The 17179-nt window shown below is 66.3% G+C and carries 16 protein-coding genes; 11 read left to right on the forward strand and 5 right to left on the reverse strand.

Translation table 11 applies throughout. The features are described from left to right. Positions 1–9 precede the first annotated feature (9 nt). From Q8L25_RS01250 to Q8L25_RS01260, 3 genes are all read left to right on the forward strand, one after another. The gene (locus tag Q8L25_RS01250; RefSeq protein WP_308923187.1) at positions 10–1065 is read left to right on the forward strand and encodes a class I SAM-dependent methyltransferase; all 1056 of its coding nucleotides are present in this window, start codon (positions 10–12) and stop codon (positions 1063–1065) included. Continuing rightward, positions 1062–2285 (forward strand): MFS transporter, encoded by a 1224-nt coding sequence (locus Q8L25_RS01255; protein WP_308923188.1) that lies wholly within the window; start codon positions 1062–1064, stop codon positions 2283–2285. Before Q8L25_RS01250 ends, Q8L25_RS01255 begins: the two co-directional genes overlap by 4 nt. Positions 2286–2407: 122 nt before the next feature. Further along, positions 2408–3151 carry an SDR family oxidoreductase gene (locus Q8L25_RS01260; protein WP_308923189.1) on the forward strand — a complete coding sequence of 248 codons (744 nt, stop codon included), beginning with the start codon at positions 2408–2410 and terminating at the stop codon, positions 3149–3151. Here the strand turns inward: Q8L25_RS01260 and Q8L25_RS01265 are convergent. Then, positions 3148–4050, reverse strand: a complete 903-nt coding sequence (locus tag Q8L25_RS01265; protein ID WP_308923190.1) for a LysR substrate-binding domain-containing protein — start codon at positions 4048–4050, stop codon at positions 3148–3150. The two genes, Q8L25_RS01260 and Q8L25_RS01265, sit on opposite strands and share 4 nt — an antisense overlap. A gap of 100 nt (positions 4051–4150) precedes the next feature. Here Q8L25_RS01265 and Q8L25_RS01270 point away from each other — a divergent pair, with 100 nt between their 5' ends. Further along, positions 4151–5404, forward strand: a complete 1254-nt coding sequence (locus Q8L25_RS01270; RefSeq protein ID WP_308923191.1) for an MFS transporter — start codon at positions 4151–4153, stop codon at positions 5402–5404. Here the strand turns inward: Q8L25_RS01270 and Q8L25_RS01275 are convergent. Further along, positions 5401–6069: a transcriptional regulator gene (locus Q8L25_RS01275; protein ID WP_308923192.1), complete on the reverse strand. Its 669-nt coding sequence runs from the start codon at positions 6067–6069 to the stop codon at positions 5401–5403. The genes Q8L25_RS01270 and Q8L25_RS01275 overlap by 4 nt on opposite strands. A 109-nt stretch (positions 6070–6178) precedes the next feature. Between Q8L25_RS01275 and Q8L25_RS01280 the strand changes: the two genes are divergently transcribed. Genes Q8L25_RS01280 through Q8L25_RS01300 form a run of 5 tightly spaced genes read left to right on the forward strand, consistent with a single transcriptional unit; the run spans position 6179 to position 12830 of the window. Continuing rightward, positions 6179–6658, forward strand: a complete 480-nt coding sequence (locus Q8L25_RS01280) for a DUF2165 family protein (RefSeq protein WP_308923193.1) — start codon at positions 6179–6181, stop codon at positions 6656–6658. Positions 6659–6683: 25 nt separating this feature from the next. Then, the gene (locus Q8L25_RS01285; protein WP_308923194.1) at positions 6684–7760 is read left to right on the forward strand and encodes an efflux RND transporter periplasmic adaptor subunit; all 1077 of its coding nucleotides are present in this window, start codon (positions 6684–6686) and stop codon (positions 7758–7760) included. After that, entirely contained in the window at positions 7757–10840 is a 3084-nt protein-coding gene (locus tag Q8L25_RS01290; protein WP_308923195.1) for a MexW/MexI family multidrug efflux RND transporter permease subunit, read from the forward strand. The genes Q8L25_RS01285 and Q8L25_RS01290 overlap by 4 nt, the downstream gene beginning before the upstream one ends. After that, positions 10837–12237 (forward strand): efflux transporter outer membrane subunit, encoded by a 1401-nt coding sequence (locus Q8L25_RS01295; protein WP_308923196.1) that lies wholly within the window; start codon positions 10837–10839, stop codon positions 12235–12237. Before Q8L25_RS01290 ends, Q8L25_RS01295 begins: the two co-directional genes overlap by 4 nt. A gap of 17 nt (positions 12238–12254) precedes the next feature. Next, the gene (locus tag Q8L25_RS01300) at positions 12255–12830 is read left to right on the forward strand and encodes a DUF1349 domain-containing protein (protein WP_308923197.1); all 576 of its coding nucleotides are present in this window, start codon (positions 12255–12257) and stop codon (positions 12828–12830) included. A gap of 81 nt (positions 12831–12911) precedes the next feature. On the opposite strand, the gene Q8L25_RS01305 is transcribed toward Q8L25_RS01300, so the two are convergent. From Q8L25_RS01305 to Q8L25_RS01315, 3 genes are all read right to left on the reverse strand, one after another. Beyond that, positions 12912–13256 (reverse strand): hypothetical protein, encoded by a 345-nt coding sequence (locus Q8L25_RS01305; RefSeq protein WP_308923198.1) that lies wholly within the window; start codon positions 13254–13256, stop codon positions 12912–12914. Positions 13257–13369: 113 nt separating this feature from the next. Continuing rightward, positions 13370–13768, reverse strand: coding sequence for a DUF4440 domain-containing protein (locus tag Q8L25_RS01310; RefSeq protein WP_308923199.1), 399 nt, complete (start codon positions 13766–13768; stop codon positions 13370–13372). Further along, positions 13765–15000 (reverse strand): MFS transporter, encoded by a 1236-nt coding sequence (locus Q8L25_RS01315; protein ID WP_308923200.1) that lies wholly within the window; start codon positions 14998–15000, stop codon positions 13765–13767. The genes Q8L25_RS01310 and Q8L25_RS01315 overlap by 4 nt, the downstream gene beginning before the upstream one ends. Positions 15001–15128: 128 nt before the next feature. Between Q8L25_RS01315 and Q8L25_RS01320 the strand changes: the two genes are divergently transcribed. Both Q8L25_RS01320 and Q8L25_RS01325 read left to right on the forward strand, forming a co-directional pair. Continuing rightward, positions 15129–16040, forward strand: a complete 912-nt coding sequence (locus Q8L25_RS01320) for a LysR family transcriptional regulator (protein WP_308923201.1) — start codon at positions 15129–15131, stop codon at positions 16038–16040. Between the two features lie 149 nt (positions 16041–16189). Continuing rightward, positions 16190–17149 (forward strand): hypothetical protein, encoded by a 960-nt coding sequence (locus Q8L25_RS01325; protein ID WP_308923202.1) that lies wholly within the window; start codon positions 16190–16192, stop codon positions 17147–17149. Positions 17150–17179 lie beyond the last annotated feature (30 nt).

The raw sequence follows: 17179 nt of genomic DNA on the forward strand, positions 1-17179 counted from the left end.
AGGAACACCATGTCATTCCATACCCCTCATCGCCTGCAACCGTACTGGGACCTGGCCGTCGCGCCGGTCCAGGCCGATGCACTGGCCGCCACACTGGAACTGGGCATTTTCGATGCCCTGGAAACGCCGCATACGGCGGCCCAGTTGGCCTTGTCGCTGGCGCTGCACGCGCCCCATACGGCACTGCTGCTGGAACTGCTGTGGAGCATGCAGCTGCTCGACCGCAACGTGGCCGACGAGGCCGGCGACAAGCCGGCCAGCTACCGCTGCGCGGCCACGGCGCACCGGTATTTCTGCCGCAGCTCGGCTGCCTTTTGCGGCGACGCGTGGCTGTACCGCCTGCATGCGCTGCGCCATTTCGGCACGCAGCTGCACAGCCTGGTGCGCGACGGCGGCAAGCCGACCTTGTCGTCCTATAACACCTCGACCGGCGTCAACTGGGCCGCCGCCGCGCAGCAGCAGATCGGCCAGGAGCAGCGTGCGGTGACCATGCGCGCGGCGCTGTCGGTGATGGAGCGCATCGCGCCGTTCACGTCACGCGACACGCCACTGCGCCTGCTGGACCTGGGCGGCGGTCCCGGCTGGGTCGCCATCGCGCTGGCGCAAGCCCATGCGCGCATGCAGGCCACGGTGTTCGACTGGCCGGAAACGGTGGCCGTGGCGGCTGCCAATATCGCCCATGCGGGGCTGTCGGAACGTATCGATACGCTCGCTGGCGACCTGGGCGTTGACGAGATCGGCAGCGGCTACGACCTGGTGTGGTGCTCGTCCGTGCTGCACTTCGTGCCGGACATGCAGGCGGCCCTGCACAAGATGCATGCGGCGCTGGCGCCCGGTGGCGTGCTGGTCTGCGTGCAGGCGGAAATCGCGCCCACGCCCGACGATGCGTCGCGCGTGCTGCCATATTATTTGCCGATGCGCATGCTGGGCCGCAACGTCACGCGCCAGGGTGAACTGGCGATGCACTTGCAGGCGGCCGGCTGGCGGCAGGTGGAGCAATACCAGGCCAGCGACTTTCCCATGGCGCCGGTGCAGGTACTGATCGCCCGCAAGGCCAGCCTGTGAACGCGGCGCGGCAGACCGCCTTGCGCCAGGCCTTGTTCGGCTGGCTCAACCTGGCCCTGACGGCGCCCGCCGTCTACCTGTGGCTGGGCCTGCCCCTGCTCATGCGCCAGCAGGGCTGGTCAGGCGTCGACATCGGCCTGTTCCAGCTGGCCGGTGTGCCGGCCCTGTTCAAATTCGTGCTGGCCGCCCCCATCGAGCGCAGCGCCGGCGCCGGCAAGGGGCGCGCTTACCGGCGCTGGAGTATCGCCCTGTGCCTGCTGTTCTGCGCGCTGCTGCTGGTGCTCGGATGGCGCGACTGGCTGGACCACCGCATGACGCTGTTCGCGCTGGCCATGGGCGCGGCGCTGCTGGCCACCTGGACCGACATTCCCGTCAATGCGCTGGCCATCCGCATGCTGCCCGAAGCGCAGCGCCTGCGCGCCGGCGGCATCCGTTCGGCGGCCCTGTCGCTGGGCGCGATTGTCGGCGGCGGCCTGATGCTGTTGCTGCAGACACGCTGGGGCTGGCGCGCGCCGTTCTGGCTGATGGCCGCCTTGCTGGCCTTCGGCGCGGCGGGACTGTGCTGGCTGCCGCGTCCCTCCCGGGACGACGCCGTGGCGCCTGACGCATCCGGCAACTGGCGCGGCTATTTTGCGCAGCGTGCCGCGCCGCGCTGGAACGTCTTGCTGCTGCTGTGCTTTCCATTCATCGGCAGCGCCTGGTTTTATTTGAAACCGCTGCTGCTCGACCATGGTTTTGCGGCCGGGCAAGTAGCGCTGATCGCCGGCGTGGGCGGCGGCGTGGTGGCCGCGCTGGCCAGCCTGGCCACGGTGCGTCTCGTGCGCCGCATCGGCGTGGTCGGCGCGCTGCCCGGCGTAACCATGCTGAGCCTGCTGGCATTGCTGGCCCTGGCGCTGGCCGTGTGGCTGCGCTCGCCCGCCGGCCTGATCGCTGCGGCCCTGCTGGTGGCCCTGGCGATGGGCGCGGCGGCCAGCCTGGCGTTTGGCCTGATGATGTATTTCGCGCGGCCCGGCCACAGCGCCGCCGATTACGGCGTGCAGGCCAGCCTGTTCGCGGCCGGCCGCATGGCCGTGCCGCTGGCGGCCGGCGTGCTGCTCGACCAGGCAGGCTATGGTGGCATGCTGCTGGGGCTGGCCGTGGCGATGGCCGCCGTGACCGTGCTGGCCTATGACAGCCGGGCGCTGATCGCATCACGGACAAGCGATCAGTCCAGGTCATGAGCCAGCGCCGCCGTCATTGTCATTCATGCATTGAAATTGCCAATTTCATAGCACTGCGCTAAGCTTGGCCTGTGTGCCGCATGGTGCGGCGCAACGCCGAACCCACACGAGGAATCATCATCATGAGTCAGAATATCGCGGGAAAAGTCGTCATCATCACCGGCGCCAGCAGCGGCCTGGGCGCCGCCACCGCGCGCCACCTGGCGGCGCTGGGCGCGTCTGTCGTGCTCGGTGCGCGGCGCATGGACCTGCTCAATGCGCTGGCCGAGGACATCACGGCGGCCGGCGGCAAGGCCGCCATCGCCCGTACCGACGTCACGCAGGCGGCCGACCTGACGCGCCTTGTGGAAACGGCCCTGGCCGTGTTCGGCAAGGTCGACGTGCTGATCAACAATGCGGGCCTGATGGCCATCGCCCCTCTCGACGCGCTGAAAGTCGATGAATGGGAGCGCATGATCGACATCAATATCAAGGGCGTACTGTACGGTATCGCGGCGGTCTTGCCCTACTTCAAGGCGCAGGGCAGCGGCCACTTCATCACGATTTCGTCGGTGGCCGGCGCGAAAGTGTTCAGTCCGGGCGGCACTGTCTACAGCGGCACCAAGTTTGCCGTGCGCGCCATCTCGGAAGGCTTGCGCCATGAAGTGGGCGGCGCCATCCGCACCACCACCATCCTGCCGGGCGCGGTCGATACGGAATTGACGAATGGCAGCAGCCACGCCGACAGCGCGACCGCCCTGAAAGAATTCTACAAGCAGGCCATTCCCGCCGATTCGGTGGCGCGCGCCGTGGCCTACGCCATCGAGCAGCCGGACGGCGTGGACATCAACGAAATCGTGCTGCGCCCCACCGTGCAGGAATTTTAATTGTCCGCCGAGTCCTGCAAGGATTCAATGATCAGGGCCGCCAGCCGCTCGACGGGCGGGTGCGGCGTGTGCGCGGCGCGCAGCAGTTCCAGCGACAGCGAGGGCAGCGCGGGCAGGCCTGCCGCCACCGCATCGAGCGCGCAGACCGAGGCCGGCAAGCCATAGCCGGTGCGCACCGTCACGCCCAGGCCGGCAGCGGCCGCCGCCCACAAGCCGGCCAGGCTGGGGCTGGTAAACGCGATGCGCCAGGCGATGCCGGCACGGTCCAGCGCATCGGTGGCGCAGCGCTGGAACAGGCAGGGGCGGTCAAACGCGATCAGCGGCAGCGGCTCGCCCGACTGCGGCTGCCAGGGCAGGGTGGGCGAGGCGATCCAGCGCATGTCGGGCGTGGCGATCAGGGTGCGCCGCTGCGCCGGCCAGGCGGCCAGGTCCTGCAAACCGCTGCAGCCCCACAACAGCGCCAGGTCGAGCTGGTCCAGCTCCAGGCGTTCCATCAGCTCCGTATTGCGCGCCACATGCGCTTCGATGCGCACCTTGGGATGGGCGCGCGCAAACCGCCCCAGCACGGCCGGCAGCAGCGCTTCCCCAAAATCCTCCTGCAGGCCCAGCCGGACCCAGCCTTCCAGTTCCACCCCGCGCAGGGCGACGGCCGCCTCGTCGTTCAGCTCGACCATGCGGCGCGCATAGCCGAGCAGGATTTCGCCGGCATCGGTCAGCGCCAGGCCCCGGCCCGCCTTGCGAAACAGCGGCATGCCGGCCTGCTCTTCCAGTTTCTTCAGCTGCGCACTGACGGCCGACGTGGAGCGGCCCACTTTACCGGCCGCGCGCGCAAAGCTGCCCAGCTCGATGCCGGCCACATAGCTGCGCAAAAAAGCGATATCGAAATTGAGTACGTTCATGACCATCCGGTTTTATCGAACGATCAGATAAAAATTATCTGATATTCAGAATCATCGTACTGCGCAACACTGACATGGTCAATCACAGCCTTTCAACACCATGAACGCTTCCTGCCCTGCCATCGTTTCCGCCGCCCCGACATTCAACGCTGCCCACCGCTGGAAAGTGCTGGGCGTCGGCGTGGCCGCCAACGCCAGTTTTTCCGCCTGCGCCAACGGCATGCCGACCACCGCCATCTGGCTGAGGAGCGGCTATCACCTGAGCAATACCGAACTGGGAGTGGCGCTGGGCGCCATGGGCCTGGGCGTGGCGCTGTCCGAACTGCCGTGGGGCATGGCCACCGACCGCTGGGGCGACCGGCCCGTGCTGCTGACCGGCTTGCTCGGCACCCTGCTGGCCCTGCTCACCTTGATGCTGTGGATCACGCCGCAGGGCGCGGCGGTGCCGTCATTGTTTTCGCTGGCGGCCGGCCTGGCGCTGGTGGGGGTCCTGGGCGGCAGCGTCAACGGCGCCAGCGGCCGCGCGGTGATGCGCTGGTTCGGCGCCGGCGAACGCGGTTTTGCGATGAGCATCCGCCAGACAGCCGTGCCATTGGGCGGCGGCCTGGGTGCGCTGCTGTTGCCGACCCTGGCCGCCCGCTACGGCTTCGTGCCCGTATTTGGCGTACTGGGCCTTTTCTGCGCCGTGACGGCGCTGCTGACGTGGCGCTGGATGCATGAACCCGCTTTCACTGCCGAGGCCGCCAAGGGGCCGCAAAACGCGTCCACGGGCATGTTTGACGGCAAGCCTGCATCGCCGCTGCGCAATCGCCAGGTGTGGCGCATGGTGGCCGGCATCGGCGTGCTGTGCGTGCCGCAGTTTGCGATACTCAGCTATGCCACCGTGTTCCTGCACGACCATGGCCGCCTGGGCCTGGCGCAGATCACCGCCGTGATGGTGATCCTGCAGCTGGGCGCGATGGTGATGCGCATCTGGAGCGGGCGCCATACGGACCGCCATGCGAATCGGCCCGCCTATCTGCGCGGCTCGGTGCTGGTGGCGCTGCTGTCATTCCTGCTGCTGGCCGGCGTAACGGGGCTGTCCGCGCCGGGCTGGCTGCTGATGGCGGCCGTGACCGCGGCCGGTGTCTGCGTATCGGCCTGGCATGGCGTGGCCTATACGGAGCTGGCGACCCTGGCCGGTGCCGCCAGTGCCGGCACCGCCCTCGGCATGGCCAATACGGCCGTCTATGTGGGGCTGTTCGCCACGCCGGTGGTACTGCCGCACTTGCTGGCGGCCAGCAGCTGGGCCTGGGTGTGGCTGGCGGCGGGACTGGTGGCGCTGGCCGCCTGGCCGCTGTTTCCCCGGCCTTAAGGCAACAGGGAAATCCGGTACACGCAGCGCATGGCATCGGCCAGCACATGCTGCTCGCGCACGATGCTGGCGAGTGGGCCCACCACTTCCTGGAACAGCTGCAGTTCGGAGCGGCAAAAGCCCTGGCAGGTGCGCGCGGCGGCGCAGATCGGGCAATGGTCTTCGATCAGCAGCCAGTCATCGCCATCGGGCTCCACCCTGGCCATATACCCCTCTTCATCGCGGATCGCCGCCAGCTGCGCCAGGCGCGTGGGCAGGTCCGGCGCCGAACACGCCAGCGCATAGGCGCCGCGGCTTTCCTCTTCGCGCTGCGTGATCAGCCTGTTCAAGCCTTCCTCGCCAAACAGCTGGCGCACCGAGCCGATCAGCTTGATGGTCAGCTGCGCATGCGTGTCGGGAAAACGCGCATGGCCCGCTGCTGTCAGCACCCAGTTCTGGCGTGGCCGCCCGGCGCCGCTTTGCGCTTCCATCCGCCCTTCGATCAAACCCGCCGTCACCAGTTTTTGCACCTGCTGGCGCGCCGCCTCGCCCGTCATGGCCAGGGTCTTGGCCAGCGAGGCCGTGGAGACGGGACCCTTGGTCTTGATGAAATACAGGATGCGCTCCGTCGTCTGCGGGGCCGCAGCGCTGTCACCATTATCCAAACGTTTACTTGTGTAATTCATTTTACTCAACTATGATGGGGCCAGTTATCCAACCAATTGCTTGCATAATAGGCCGATAGCGCTGGGCTGTCGAGTGTCCCATGCCGGCAAGCTTCTTTACGGGACGACCATGCCGCCACACGATACCATTTTGCTGTTTCAAGCCGTGCTCGCTTCAGGCCTGGCCTGCTGGCTCAGCATTGCCGCCATCAACAACCTGCACGCCTTTCATGGTGCCGTCTGGGCCATCGGCAATACCATGCGCATGGACCCGCTGCGCCAGGACCCGACCATGGACACGCCGCTGCTGCGCCGCGCGCTGGCCTCGCTGACCGTGCACCGGCTGGCGCTGGCCGTGGTGCTGGCGCTGCAGCTGGCTGGCGCGATGGCCGCCTGGAGCGGCGTGGCGCTGTTCCTGGGGGGCGGGCTGGCAGCCGCGCTGCCCTGGCTCAATCTCGCCTTGTGCGCGATGGCGGCCTTCCTGCTGCTGATGCACCTCGGTGGCCTGTGGTTCGGCTACTGGGTCGCCCAGGAAGGCCTGCAGACCACGCACCTGGTGCTGCTGCTGTGGACCCTCGCCCTGTTCTTCCTGTTTAACGCGCGGTTCTGACGCGCCCTTCCCGAAAGACTTCATCATGAAAATCCAACTTGCCGGCGCCGGTGCGCTGGCCATCACGCTCGCGGTGGCGGGCATTATCACGTTCTCACGGCCGGATTCCCACGCCGCCGAAGCGGCGCCCTATCCACCGACCAAGGTGGCGCTGGCGCCCGTGCTGGCCGGCACCCAGCAACGCTTTTTCACCGGCGTCGGCGAGCTGGAAGCGGCGCGCCAGGTGCAGGTGGCGGCCGAGACGGGCGGGCGCATCACGCAGATCCGCTTTGCCTCGGGCCAGCAGGTGAAAGCTGGCGACGTGCTGGTGCAGCTCAATGACGCGCCGGAGCAGGCCACGCTGCTGCGCCTGCGCGCGCAACTCAATCATGCCGAGACCGGCTACCAGCGCACCCTGCGTCTGCTGCGGGACAAGGCATCCACACAGGAACAGCTCGATTCCGCGCTGGCCATGCGCGATGGGGCCCTGGGCGAAGTGCGCCAGACCGAGGCGCTGATCGCGCAAAAGACCATCCGTGCGCCATTTGCGGGCCAGATGGGCATCCGCCGCGTGCATGCGGGCCAGTACCTGAACCCTGCCGATACGGTGGCCAGCCTGGTCGACACCACATCCCTGCTGGTGAATTTTTCTCTCGATGAACAGGGCAGCGCCAGACTGGCGCCAGGCCAGGCGGTGCGGCTGACGGTCGACGCGTATCCCGACCAGGTATTTGCGGCGAAGATCAGCGCCATCGATCCCCTGATTTCACGCGCGCGCATGGTGCAGGTGCAGGCGGCGCTGACCGAGGAAAACAGCGCGCTGAAGGCCGGCATGTACGCCAATGTGAAGGTGGCGCGCGACACCCAGGCACAACTGACGGTGCCGGAAACGGCCGTCACCTACAGCGCGTATGGCGACACGGTGTTTGTCGCGCAGCAGGGCAAAACGCTGACCGTGAAACGGGTGGCGGTCACCCTGGGCGAACGTGCGGAAGGGCGCGTGGAAATCGTCAAGGGTCTTGCGGCCGGCCAGCAGGTGGTCGCCTCGGGCCAGCTGAAACTGGCCGATGGCATGGCGGTGCAGCCGGTCGCCAATACCCTGGAAAAGGACACCGTGCGATGAACTTTACCGACCTGTTCGTGCGCCGCCCCGTGCTGGCGCTGGTGATCAGCAGCCTGATCGTCATGCTCGGCATGCTCGCCATCAAGCAGCTGCCGGTGCGCCAATACCCGATGCTCGAAACATCCACCATCACCATCGCCACCAGCTATCCGGGTGCCTCGGCCGACCTGATGCAGGGCTTTGTCACGCAGCCGATCGCGCAGGCCGTGTCGTCGGTGGAAGGCATCGACTACCTGACGTCGTCGTCGGTGCAGGGCGGCAGCCTGGTCACCGTGCGCATGGAACTGAACCGCGATTCGACCCAGGCGCTGACCGAGGTGATGGCCAAGGTCAACCAGGTACGCTACAAGCTGCCCGCAGGCGCGTTCGACCCCGTGATCGAACGCTCGGCCGGCGACTCCACGGCCGTCGCCTATGTCGGCTTTGCCAGCGATACGGTATCGGCGGCGCAGCTGACCGACTACCTGGCGCGCGTGGTGCAGCCGATGTTTTCCAGCATCGATGGCGTCGCGAAAGTGGAGACCTTCGGCGGCCAGCAACTGGCGATGCGCTTGTGGATCGACCCCGCCAGACTGGCGGCGCGCGGATTGACGGCGTCCGATGTGGCGACCGCCGTGCGGCGCAATAACTACCAGGCCGCGCCCGGCAAAATAAAAGGGCAATTCGTCGTCTCGACTATCAGCGTCAATACGGACTTGACCAGCGTGGCGCAGTTTCGCGAGATGGTGGTTGCCAATGGCAAGGACGATGGCGGCGCGCTGATACGGCTCAAGGATATCGGCACGGTGGAACTGGGCGCGGCCGCCAGCGAAACCAGCGCCAGCATGGACGGCGTGCCGGCCGTGCACCTGGGCCTGTTCCCCACGCCGGGCGGCAATCCTTTGGTGATCGTCGACGGCATCAAGCGACTGCTGCCCGAGATCCAGAAAACCCTGCCGCCCGGCGTCAAGGTGGAACTGGCGTTCGAGACGGCGCGCTTTAACCAGGCCTCGATCGACGAAGTGGCGCACACGCTGCTCGAAGCGCTGGCGATCGTGGTGCTGGTGATCTGGTTGTGCATGGGTTCCCTGCGCTCGGTCCTGATCCCGGTGGTGACGATCCCGCTGTCGATGCTGGGCGCGGCCGCGCTGATGCTGGCCTTTGGTTTCAGCATCAATCTGCTGACCTTGCTGGCGATGGTGCTGGCGGTGGGCCTGGTGGTCGACGACGCCATCGTGGTGGTGGAAAACGTGCACCGCCATATCGAGGAAGGCAAGACGCCGGTGGCGGCGGCCCTGGCGGGCGCGCGCGAAGTGGCCGGCCCCGTGATCGCCATGACGATCACCCTGGCGGCCGTGTATGCGCCGATCGGCCTGATGGGCGGCCTGACGGGCGCGCTGTTCAAGGAGTTCGCGCTGACCCTGGCCGGCGCGGTGGTGGTGTCGGGCGTGGTGGCGCTGACCCTGTCGCCGGTGATGAGTTCCTTCCTGCTGCAGTCAAAAACGTCGGAAGGACGCATGGCGCGCGCCGCCGAACACTTTTTTGGTGGCCTCACCAGCCGCTATGCGCGCCTGCTGGCCTGGTCGCTGGGGCGCCGCTGGCTCAGTGGCGGCTTTGCCCTGGCCGTGATGGCCAGCCTGCCGTTCCTGTACCTGCTGCCGCAGCGCGAACTGGCGCCGTCGGAAGACCAGGCCAGCGTGCTGACGGCCATCAAGGCGCCGCAGCATGCCAACCTCGATTATGTCGAGCGCTTTTCAAGCAAACTCGAAGCGATCTACCGGCGCACGCCGGAGACGGCATCGACCTGGATCATCAACGGCAGCGACGGTACGGCGTCGAGCATCGGCGGCATCAACCTGACGCCGTGGGGCGAGCGCGCGCGCAGTGCGGCCGTGATCCAGGCCCAGCTGCAGCAGGCCGTGGGCGACGTCGAAGGCACCAGCATTTTCGCCTTCCAGATGGCGCCCCTGCCGGGGTCCAGCGGCGGCTTGCCGGTACAATTGGTGCTGCGCAGCGCGCAGGATTACGCCACCGTGTTTCGCACCATGGAAGACATCAAGCAGCGCGCCCGCGACAGCGGCCTGTTCGCCGTGGTCGACAGCGATCTCGATTACAACAACCCGGTGCTGAAAGTGAAGATCGACCGTTCAAAAGCCAATAGCCTGGGCGTGCGGATGCAGGACATCGGCGAGTCGCTGGCGGTGCTGGTGGGCGAGAACTACCTGAACCGTTTCAGCATGGATGGCCGCGCCTATGACGTGATCGCGCAAAGCCCGCGCGCCCGGCGCCTCACCGCGCAGGCGCTGACACAGCAATACGTGCGCGCCGACGACGGCAGCCTGGTGCCGCTGTCCGGCCTGGTAACGCTCACGCAGGAGGTCGAGCCGAACCAGCTGACCCAGTTCAACCAGCAAAATGCCGCCACCTTCCAGGGCGTGCCGGCGCCCGGCGTCACCCTGGGCGACGCGGTGGCCTTCCTCGACGGCGTGGCGAAAAACCTGCCGCCCGGTTTCAGCTACGACTGGCAGTCCGACGCGCGCCAGTTCGCCACCGAAGGCAATGCGCTGCTGCTGGCGTTTCTTGCGGCCGTCATCGTGATCTACCTGGTGCTGGCGGCGCAATATGAAAGCCTGATGGACCCCCTGATCATCCTGATCACGGTGCCGCTGTCGATTTGCGGCGCCCTGATGCCACTGGCCCTGGGCTGGGCCACCATCAATATCTACACGCAGATCGGCCTGGTGACCCTGATCGGCCTGATCAGCAAACACGGCATTTTGATGGTCGAGTTTGCCAACGAATTGCAGGCGCATCAGCGGCTTGACCGTGCCAGCGCGATTGCCCGCGCGGCGCAGATCCGCCTGCGCCCCATTTTGATGACGACGGCCGCCATGGTGGTGGGCCTGGTGCCGCTGCTGTTCGCTTCCGGCGCGGGCGCCAACAGCCGCTTCGGCCTGGGCGTGGTGATCGTCTCGGGCATGCTGGTCGGCACCTTGTTTACCCTGTTCGTGCTGCCGACCATGTATACCTTTTTGGCCCGCAATCACGCCGCCGGCGATGCCAGCGAACGGGCGCAAGCCACCGCACCACAAGGATCATGATGAATCAGAAAACCCTTGCCTTTCCCCTCGTGACGCTGCTGCTGGCCGGCTGCGCCGTCAGCCCGGCCTACGTCACGCCGGAGACGCCAACGATCACGCTGGCAAGCCCGCAACAAGCGCAGTTCAAGCCCGCTGGCGATGTCGCCGGCAGCACGCCATGGTGGACTTTTTTTGATGATGCGCTGCTCACGCAACTGATCGCCGGCGCGCTGGCGCACAACCGCGATATCGCGCAGGCGCAAGCCAGTCTGCTGGCCGCGCGCGCCGTGTTCGACGCGCGGGAACTCGACCGGCTGCCCGCCGTTACCGGCCAGGCCGGCTGGCAGCGCAAGGTGGAACAAACCGCGCCCGGGACACGCAGTGCCATGGCCAGCACGCGGCTCGGTCTCGATGCGCGCTGGGAGCTCGACCTGTTTGGCCGCCTGGGCCATGTCAGCCGCTCGGCGCAGGCGCGCGCCGACGCCGCGCAAGCCGATCTGCGCCAGGCGCAACTGGTGATCGCGGCCGAGGTGACGCGCAATTACTATGAGGCGCTGGGCGACCGGCAAGGCCTGGTGCTGGCACAAGCGCAGGTGGACAGCTGGCGCGAAACGGTGGCCCTGATCGATGCACGCCTGGCGGCCGGCAGCGGCCTGCCGGAAGAGCGGCAAAACGCGCTGGCCAACCTGGCGCGCAGCGAGGCGGCGCTGCCGCCCTTGCAGGCGCATTTACGCCAGGCGGGGTACCGGCTCGATGTGCTTGGCGGCCAGGCGCCGGGAACCACCACGCTGCTCTTGAACGCCCCTGCGGCGGCGCCGCTGGCGGGCCAGCTGCCGCTGGGCGACGTCAACCGGTTGATCAGGCAGCGGCCCGACGTAGTACGCGCAGAGCGTCTGCTGGCCGCCTCCAGCGAGGACGTGGGTGCGGCCACGGCCGACCTGTATCCGAGGCTCAGCCTGGGCGGCTTTCTCGGCTTTTTTGCGCTGCGCGGCAGCAGTGTATTGGACGGCGGCGCGCGCGCATTCGACGTGGCGCCGACCATCAGCCATCCGGCTTTTCAACTGGGTAGCGCCAGGGCCCGCGTGCGCGGCACGCAGGCGGTGGCGCAAGGCGCGCTGGCCGGCTATGAACAGGCGCTGTTGCTGGCCCAGGAAGAGGTGGAAAACGCCGTCACGCAGCTGGCGGAAAATCAAACCCGGCTGGCGTCCTTGCTACAATCGGCACGCCACGCCAGCGCCGCGCTGCGGATCGCCGGCACGCGTTATCAGGCGGGCGCCGGCAGCTACCAGGCGGTGCTGGAAAACCAGCGCGCGCTGTACGAGATCCGGCGCGAGGCGCTGCAGTCGGAAACCGCGTCCTACACCACTGCGGTCGCGTTGTACCAGGCGCTGGGATGGGGGCTATCGCATAATTTCTGAACCACGGAGGAGACACGATGTTTGAACAGGCGAGCTGGTTGAACCAGCCGGAAAAATGGTCGCTTGAAAACGGCACCTTGCGCGTCACCAGCGACGACAAGACCGACTTCTGGCGCAAGACCAGCTATGGTTTTATCCGCGACAGCGGCCACTTTTTCGGCGTGGCCACCGATGGTGATTTCACGGCCCAGGTGCATGTGGCCGGGCACTACGCCACCCTGTACGACCAGGCCGGGCTGATGGCGCGCATCGACGCGGAAAACTGGATCAAGTGCGGCGTCGAATTCTCCGACGATCAGCTGTGGCTCAGCACCGTGCTGACGGTCGATACATCCGACTGGGCCGTGAGCGCCGCGCCGGCCATGCCGGACGGTTTCTGGCTGCGCGTGACCGTCAGCGAGGGCGTGATACGGGTGCAGTATTCGGTCGACGGAAAAGTGTGGCCGCTGCTGCGCCTGGCGCCGTTTCCGGTCGCCGCGCGCTACCTGGTGGGCCCCATGTGCTGCACGCCGGAACGCGGTGGGCTGGCAGTGGAGTTTTCACAGTGGACGGTGGGTCCGGCGGTGGCCAGGGATTTGCATGATCTGAGCTGAATCTGCGCCAACAATATTGTCGGATTACGCGCGGCTGCGCCGCGCTAATCCGACCTACTGATCTGCGCCCTGCGATTGCTTTTATTCGTGCACATTCAACGAGCGGTGGATATCTTTCGACTCGTTGCGCCCTGGCCGGTCGTCCAGCAGCTTGCCCGCTTCGCTTTGCGGCTGCTGGCCCGAGCCCTTGACGTTGGCGTGGCTGTCGGGCTGGCCCAGGGTGGGCATGTTTTCCTGCTCGATCGCGGTCGGTCCGCTCTCGCGCGTGATCACGTCGTTGGCCCAGTGGCCGCTATTGGCGGTGCCGCTGGCGATCTTGCCGCCGCCCTGGTTGGCATACGGGTCGCCGGCGGCCTTGTCGGCGTCGGTCTTGTCCATGCGGCTGTTGCGGGCCTGGTCCGATTCGGGTTTGATGGTCTCGCTCATGGCTGATCTCCTGTCAAGGGACGCTAAAAGAGGTGATCTTAGGCCGAAGAGCGCTCCAGCGTACCCGGCGCACGTCTTGCGCTGCTGTAGGAAAACACCGCGTGTGCAGCGCTTCACACCATCCAGGTTTCGTGCAGATGGCGCCACAACAGCCGTCCATCGGGCATGTTCTCATACACGACTGTCGACCATCGTTCGGTACTGTCCAGGCCCGGCTGCGACTGAATTTCGCGATAACTGACCACGGCGCCAGCGCTGCTTTGCTGCAGCAGCGCCAGCTCGCTGATCTGCATCTGCAATCCCGGCCGGCTGCCTGCGGCAGCGGTAAAAAAAGCCGTCAGGCCGGCGATATCCAGTTGTTTTCCGGACGGCGCGATCATGGAAAAACCGGGCGAAAAACGCGCCAGCAAACCGGCGCATTTTTCTGCTTCCTTTTCTGCGCCGGCGAGCCAGTCGCGTATCAGCATGTGGGTGTATAAAACGTCGTCAAAATAGCGGTTCGATGCAGTCATTTCGTCTTCTCCAGTAAATCTAGAACAGCGCGGTTATCGATGCGCAAACACAGCGCCAGCGGCAGCACCACCGAGGCCGCCGCCAGCGCAAAACACAGCTGAAAAACCGGCATGGCGCGCGCGTCTTCGGCGGTCACGCCATGCGCGGCCAGCAGCATCTCGAGCAGCGCGCTGGCCAGCACGGCGCCGAGGCAAAACCCGAGCTGGCGGTTGATGTTCCAGATGGCGCTGGCCTGGCTCAAATCGCTGTCCGGCGTGCGCAGGAAGGCCGTGCTTTGCGCCGTGCTGCTGCACAAGCCACCGCCAAAACCCATCAGGGCATAGGCTGCCGCCAGCAGGAAAAGCTGGCGGCCGGTATCGACCCACGCCAGCGTCAGGATGCCGGCCGCCTGCAGCAGCGCGCCGGCGAAAAACAGCGGCCGCGGCCCCACGCGGCGGTAGCTTTTTCCCGTCAGGGCAATCGCGCAAAATGACGCCAGCGCCCAAGGCAGCATCAGCGCGCCGGCGCCGGCGGCCGACATGCCCAGGATCCCTTGCAAATACAAGGTGGCCAGCAGGCTGACGCCCATGAACACGCCCGGCACCAGCAGATACACCAGCATCGACACGCGCAACAGCGGTTCGCCGATCAGGCGCAGATTGAGCATCGAGGCGAACGGGCGCAGCGCTGCACGCGGCGAATCAGGCTGCAGCCAGCGGACGGCCAGCAGCAGCGCCAGCGCCGCCAGCGGGGCGTTCAGGTAAAAAATCCAGCGCCACGACAGGCCATCGACGATCATGCCACCGATGGCCGGCGACAGCGCCGGCGCCAGCAAGCCCACCAGCATGATCACGGACGACAGTCCAGGGCGCTCGGCAGGGCGGTACAGCCGGTAGGTCATGCTTTGCCCCAGCGGGATCAACAGGCCGCCCCCCAGGCCCTGCAGCGCGCGCCAGGCGATCAGCGCGCCGATCGAATCGGCCTGTCCGGCAGCAATACTTGCAAAGAAAAAAGTTAGCAAAGACGCTATAAAGACGGTTTTGCTGCCATAATAAGCAGCAAGTCGCGCACTGAAGGGCATCACGACAGTCAGGCCGGCGATATATGCGGTGCTGATCCAGCCCAGCTGCGCCACCGAGGCATGCAGCGCGCGGCCGATGTCGGGATAGGCCACGCTGGTGATGAACATGTTGACCAGGTCGATGAAAAAGCCCAGCAGGTAAATGGCGGCGACCTGTTTGCGGTAGTCCATGGTGCTTCCGAATGGCAAAGCGCAATCTTGCGGCCTGGCCGCGATTTGCATAAGGCCATGCTTGCGATTACACTGTCAAAAATATTTTGACATTCCTTTGAAACCCGCATGTTTCCACACTTTTATCCATGATCAGTCTTGACCGCCTCGGGATTTTTATCGCCATTGTCGATGCCGGATCGCTGACCGCCGCGGCCGCCGTGCTGGGGCAAAGCAAGGCCGTCGTCAGCTTCAACCTGAAGCAGCTGGAGGCGGAACTGGGGGTATCGCTGCTCACGCGCAGCACCCGCAGCCTGGCGCTGACCGATGTGGGCCGGCGTTTTTACGAGGACTGCCAGCGCGTGCTGGGCGAAGCGCATGGCGCGATCGAAACGGCGCGCCAGGGCCACCAGGGACTGCGCGGCACGCTGCGCATCACCACCACGGTCGAATACGGCCAGCGCACCGTCGTGCCCGCGCTGATCGCGTTCGCGGGCGTGCATCCGCAACTGCAGATCCAGCATTCGTCATCGTCCTCGCACGAAGACCTGATCTCGGGCCGCTATGACCTGGCGATCCGCATGGGGCAGCTGAACGATTCGAGCTACCGCGCGGCGCTGGTGGAAAACTACGCGATCTGGCCCGTCGCCTCGCCCGCCTACCTGGCCAGCCTGCCCGCAAAAGGCATCGCCACGCTGCAGGACCTGCAGCGCGCACGCTGGCTGGCGCATGGCAGGCTGGCCACGCCCTTGCGCTGGCAGGTGCGGACGCCGGAGGGAGAGGTCGCGTTTGCAGCCGAACAGGACACCATGATCGAATCGGACTCCGCCTCGGCGCTGCTCGCTTTTGCGCTGGGCGGCTGCGGCGTGGCGCTGCTGCCGCGGTGGCAGGTGGCAGCGGACGTGCGGGCAGGGCGTTTGCGCCACCTGTTGCCCGAGGTGATATTTCCGCAGCAGGGTGTGTATGCCGTGTATCCGGACAGCCGGCATATTGCCGAGAAGGTGCGCGCCTTTATCGACTTCCTGCGCGAGTTCGTGGGGGCTCCCCTCTCTTCCACGTGAAACAATTCCCGCACGGCAAAGGAACGACGTCCCGCTGTTTTTCGTCCTAGACTAGTGCCATGACTGCAGACGCTGCCTTTTACCAAAAGGCAGGCTGCGGCTACGGCGAATGATGCACTTACCTTATCCCTTACCGATCGGAGACCATCATGGCACAGACTTTGGCAGCAGTATTCGACAACCGCGCATCGGCCGAAAGCGCACGGCAAAAATTGATCGCCTCGGGCTTCGGCAGCGAGCGCATCCGTCTCAACGACGCGGCCAGCGACTATAGCGGCGCGCCCTCGGCCACCTCGACCGTCGCCAATACCACCGGACGCGACGACGACGGCTTTGTCGCCAGCATCAAGCATTTCTTTGCGGACCTGTTCGGCAGCCATGAAGACCGCTATGTGTATGCGGAAGCCGTCTCGCGCGGCCACGTGGTGCTGACCCTGGAAAGCGCCAGCGACGCGGAGATCGACCGCGCCAGCGATATCGTGGAAGACTTCGGTCCGCTCAATATCGAAGAGCACAGCGAGCAGTGGCGCGCCGGCGGCTGGAGCCGCGACGACAGCACCACCGGCGCGGGCTATGCCGGCGGCAGCACGGGCAACCTCAGCGGCAGTAGCGCCGCCAACCTGCAATCGCAGTCGCAGGCGGGCAGCCTGTCGCAGCAGGCCACGCCGCTGGGCGCGGGCGCCGAACTGGGCATCAATCCTGCCGTTCCTGTCGGTAACCTCAGCCAGTCATCGGCGGCCTCGCAGCAGTTCGCCCGCGACGACACGCCGGACTTCATTCAACCGGGTGGCGCGACCAGCCTGGGCGGCACGCGCAATGTGCGCAGCTACCCGCGCGTCGATACCCTGTCGAACGATATCGTCGACGACGAGCAGTACTACCGCAGCCACTGGGATTCGACCTACCTGAGCACCGGCGCGCGTTTCGAGGACTACGATCCGGCCTACCGCTATGGCCGCTCGATGGCGGGCAGCGACAGCTATCGCGGCCGTCCATGGGACGAAGTGGAACCCGACCTGCGCAGCAACTGGGAGCATACCTACCCGCAGTCGGCCTGGGAAAACTTCAAGGATGCCGTGCGCCATGGCTGGAACCGGTTGACGTCGTAAGCCGGTTCCCAAAGAGCGCTGACGCTGTGC

Source organism: Janthinobacterium sp. J1-1, assembly GCF_030944405.1.
Taxonomy (GTDB): domain Bacteria; phylum Pseudomonadota; class Gammaproteobacteria; order Burkholderiales; family Burkholderiaceae_D; genus Janthinobacterium.

What these genes read in the sequence shown, in the direction of transcription:
- Q8L25_RS01260 (WP_308923189.1), top strand. Translation starts at nt 2,408, where the DNA reads ATGAGTCAGAATATCGCGGGAAAAGTCGTCATCATCACCGGCGCCAGC.
- Q8L25_RS01280 (WP_308923193.1), top strand. Translation starts at nt 6,179, where the DNA reads ATGCCGCCACACGATACCATTTTGCTGTTTCAAGCCGTGCTCGCTTCA.
- Q8L25_RS01305 (WP_308923198.1), bottom strand. Translation starts at nt 13,256, where the DNA reads ATGAGCGAGACCATCAAACCCGAATCGGACCAGGCCCGCAACAGCCGC.
- Q8L25_RS01300 (WP_308923197.1), top strand. Translation starts at nt 12,255, where the DNA reads ATGTTTGAACAGGCGAGCTGGTTGAACCAGCCGGAAAAATGGTCGCTT.
- Q8L25_RS01275 (WP_308923192.1), bottom strand. Translation starts at nt 6,069, where the DNA reads ATGAATTACACAAGTAAACGTTTGGATAATGGTGACAGCGCTGCGGCC.
- Q8L25_RS01315 (WP_308923200.1), bottom strand. Translation starts at nt 15,000, where the DNA reads ATGGACTACCGCAAACAGGTCGCCGCCATTTACCTGCTGGGCTTTTTC.
- Q8L25_RS01285 (WP_308923194.1), top strand. Translation starts at nt 6,684, where the DNA reads ATGAAAATCCAACTTGCCGGCGCCGGTGCGCTGGCCATCACGCTCGCG.
- Q8L25_RS01320 (WP_308923201.1), top strand. Translation starts at nt 15,129, where the DNA reads ATGATCAGTCTTGACCGCCTCGGGATTTTTATCGCCATTGTCGATGCC.
- Q8L25_RS01295 (WP_308923196.1), top strand. Translation starts at nt 10,837, where the DNA reads ATGATGAATCAGAAAACCCTTGCCTTTCCCCTCGTGACGCTGCTGCTG.
- Q8L25_RS01250 (WP_308923187.1), top strand. Translation starts at nt 10, where the DNA reads ATGTCATTCCATACCCCTCATCGCCTGCAACCGTACTGGGACCTGGCC.
- Q8L25_RS01325 (WP_308923202.1), top strand. Translation starts at nt 16,190, where the DNA reads ATGGCACAGACTTTGGCAGCAGTATTCGACAACCGCGCATCGGCCGAA.
- Q8L25_RS01265 (WP_308923190.1), bottom strand. Translation starts at nt 4,050, where the DNA reads ATGAACGTACTCAATTTCGATATCGCTTTTTTGCGCAGCTATGTGGCC.
- Q8L25_RS01270 (WP_308923191.1), top strand. Translation starts at nt 4,151, where the DNA reads ATGAACGCTTCCTGCCCTGCCATCGTTTCCGCCGCCCCGACATTCAAC.
- Q8L25_RS01290 (WP_308923195.1), top strand. Translation starts at nt 7,757, where the DNA reads ATGAACTTTACCGACCTGTTCGTGCGCCGCCCCGTGCTGGCGCTGGTG.
- Q8L25_RS01310 (WP_308923199.1), bottom strand. Translation starts at nt 13,768, where the DNA reads ATGACTGCATCGAACCGCTATTTTGACGACGTTTTATACACCCACATG.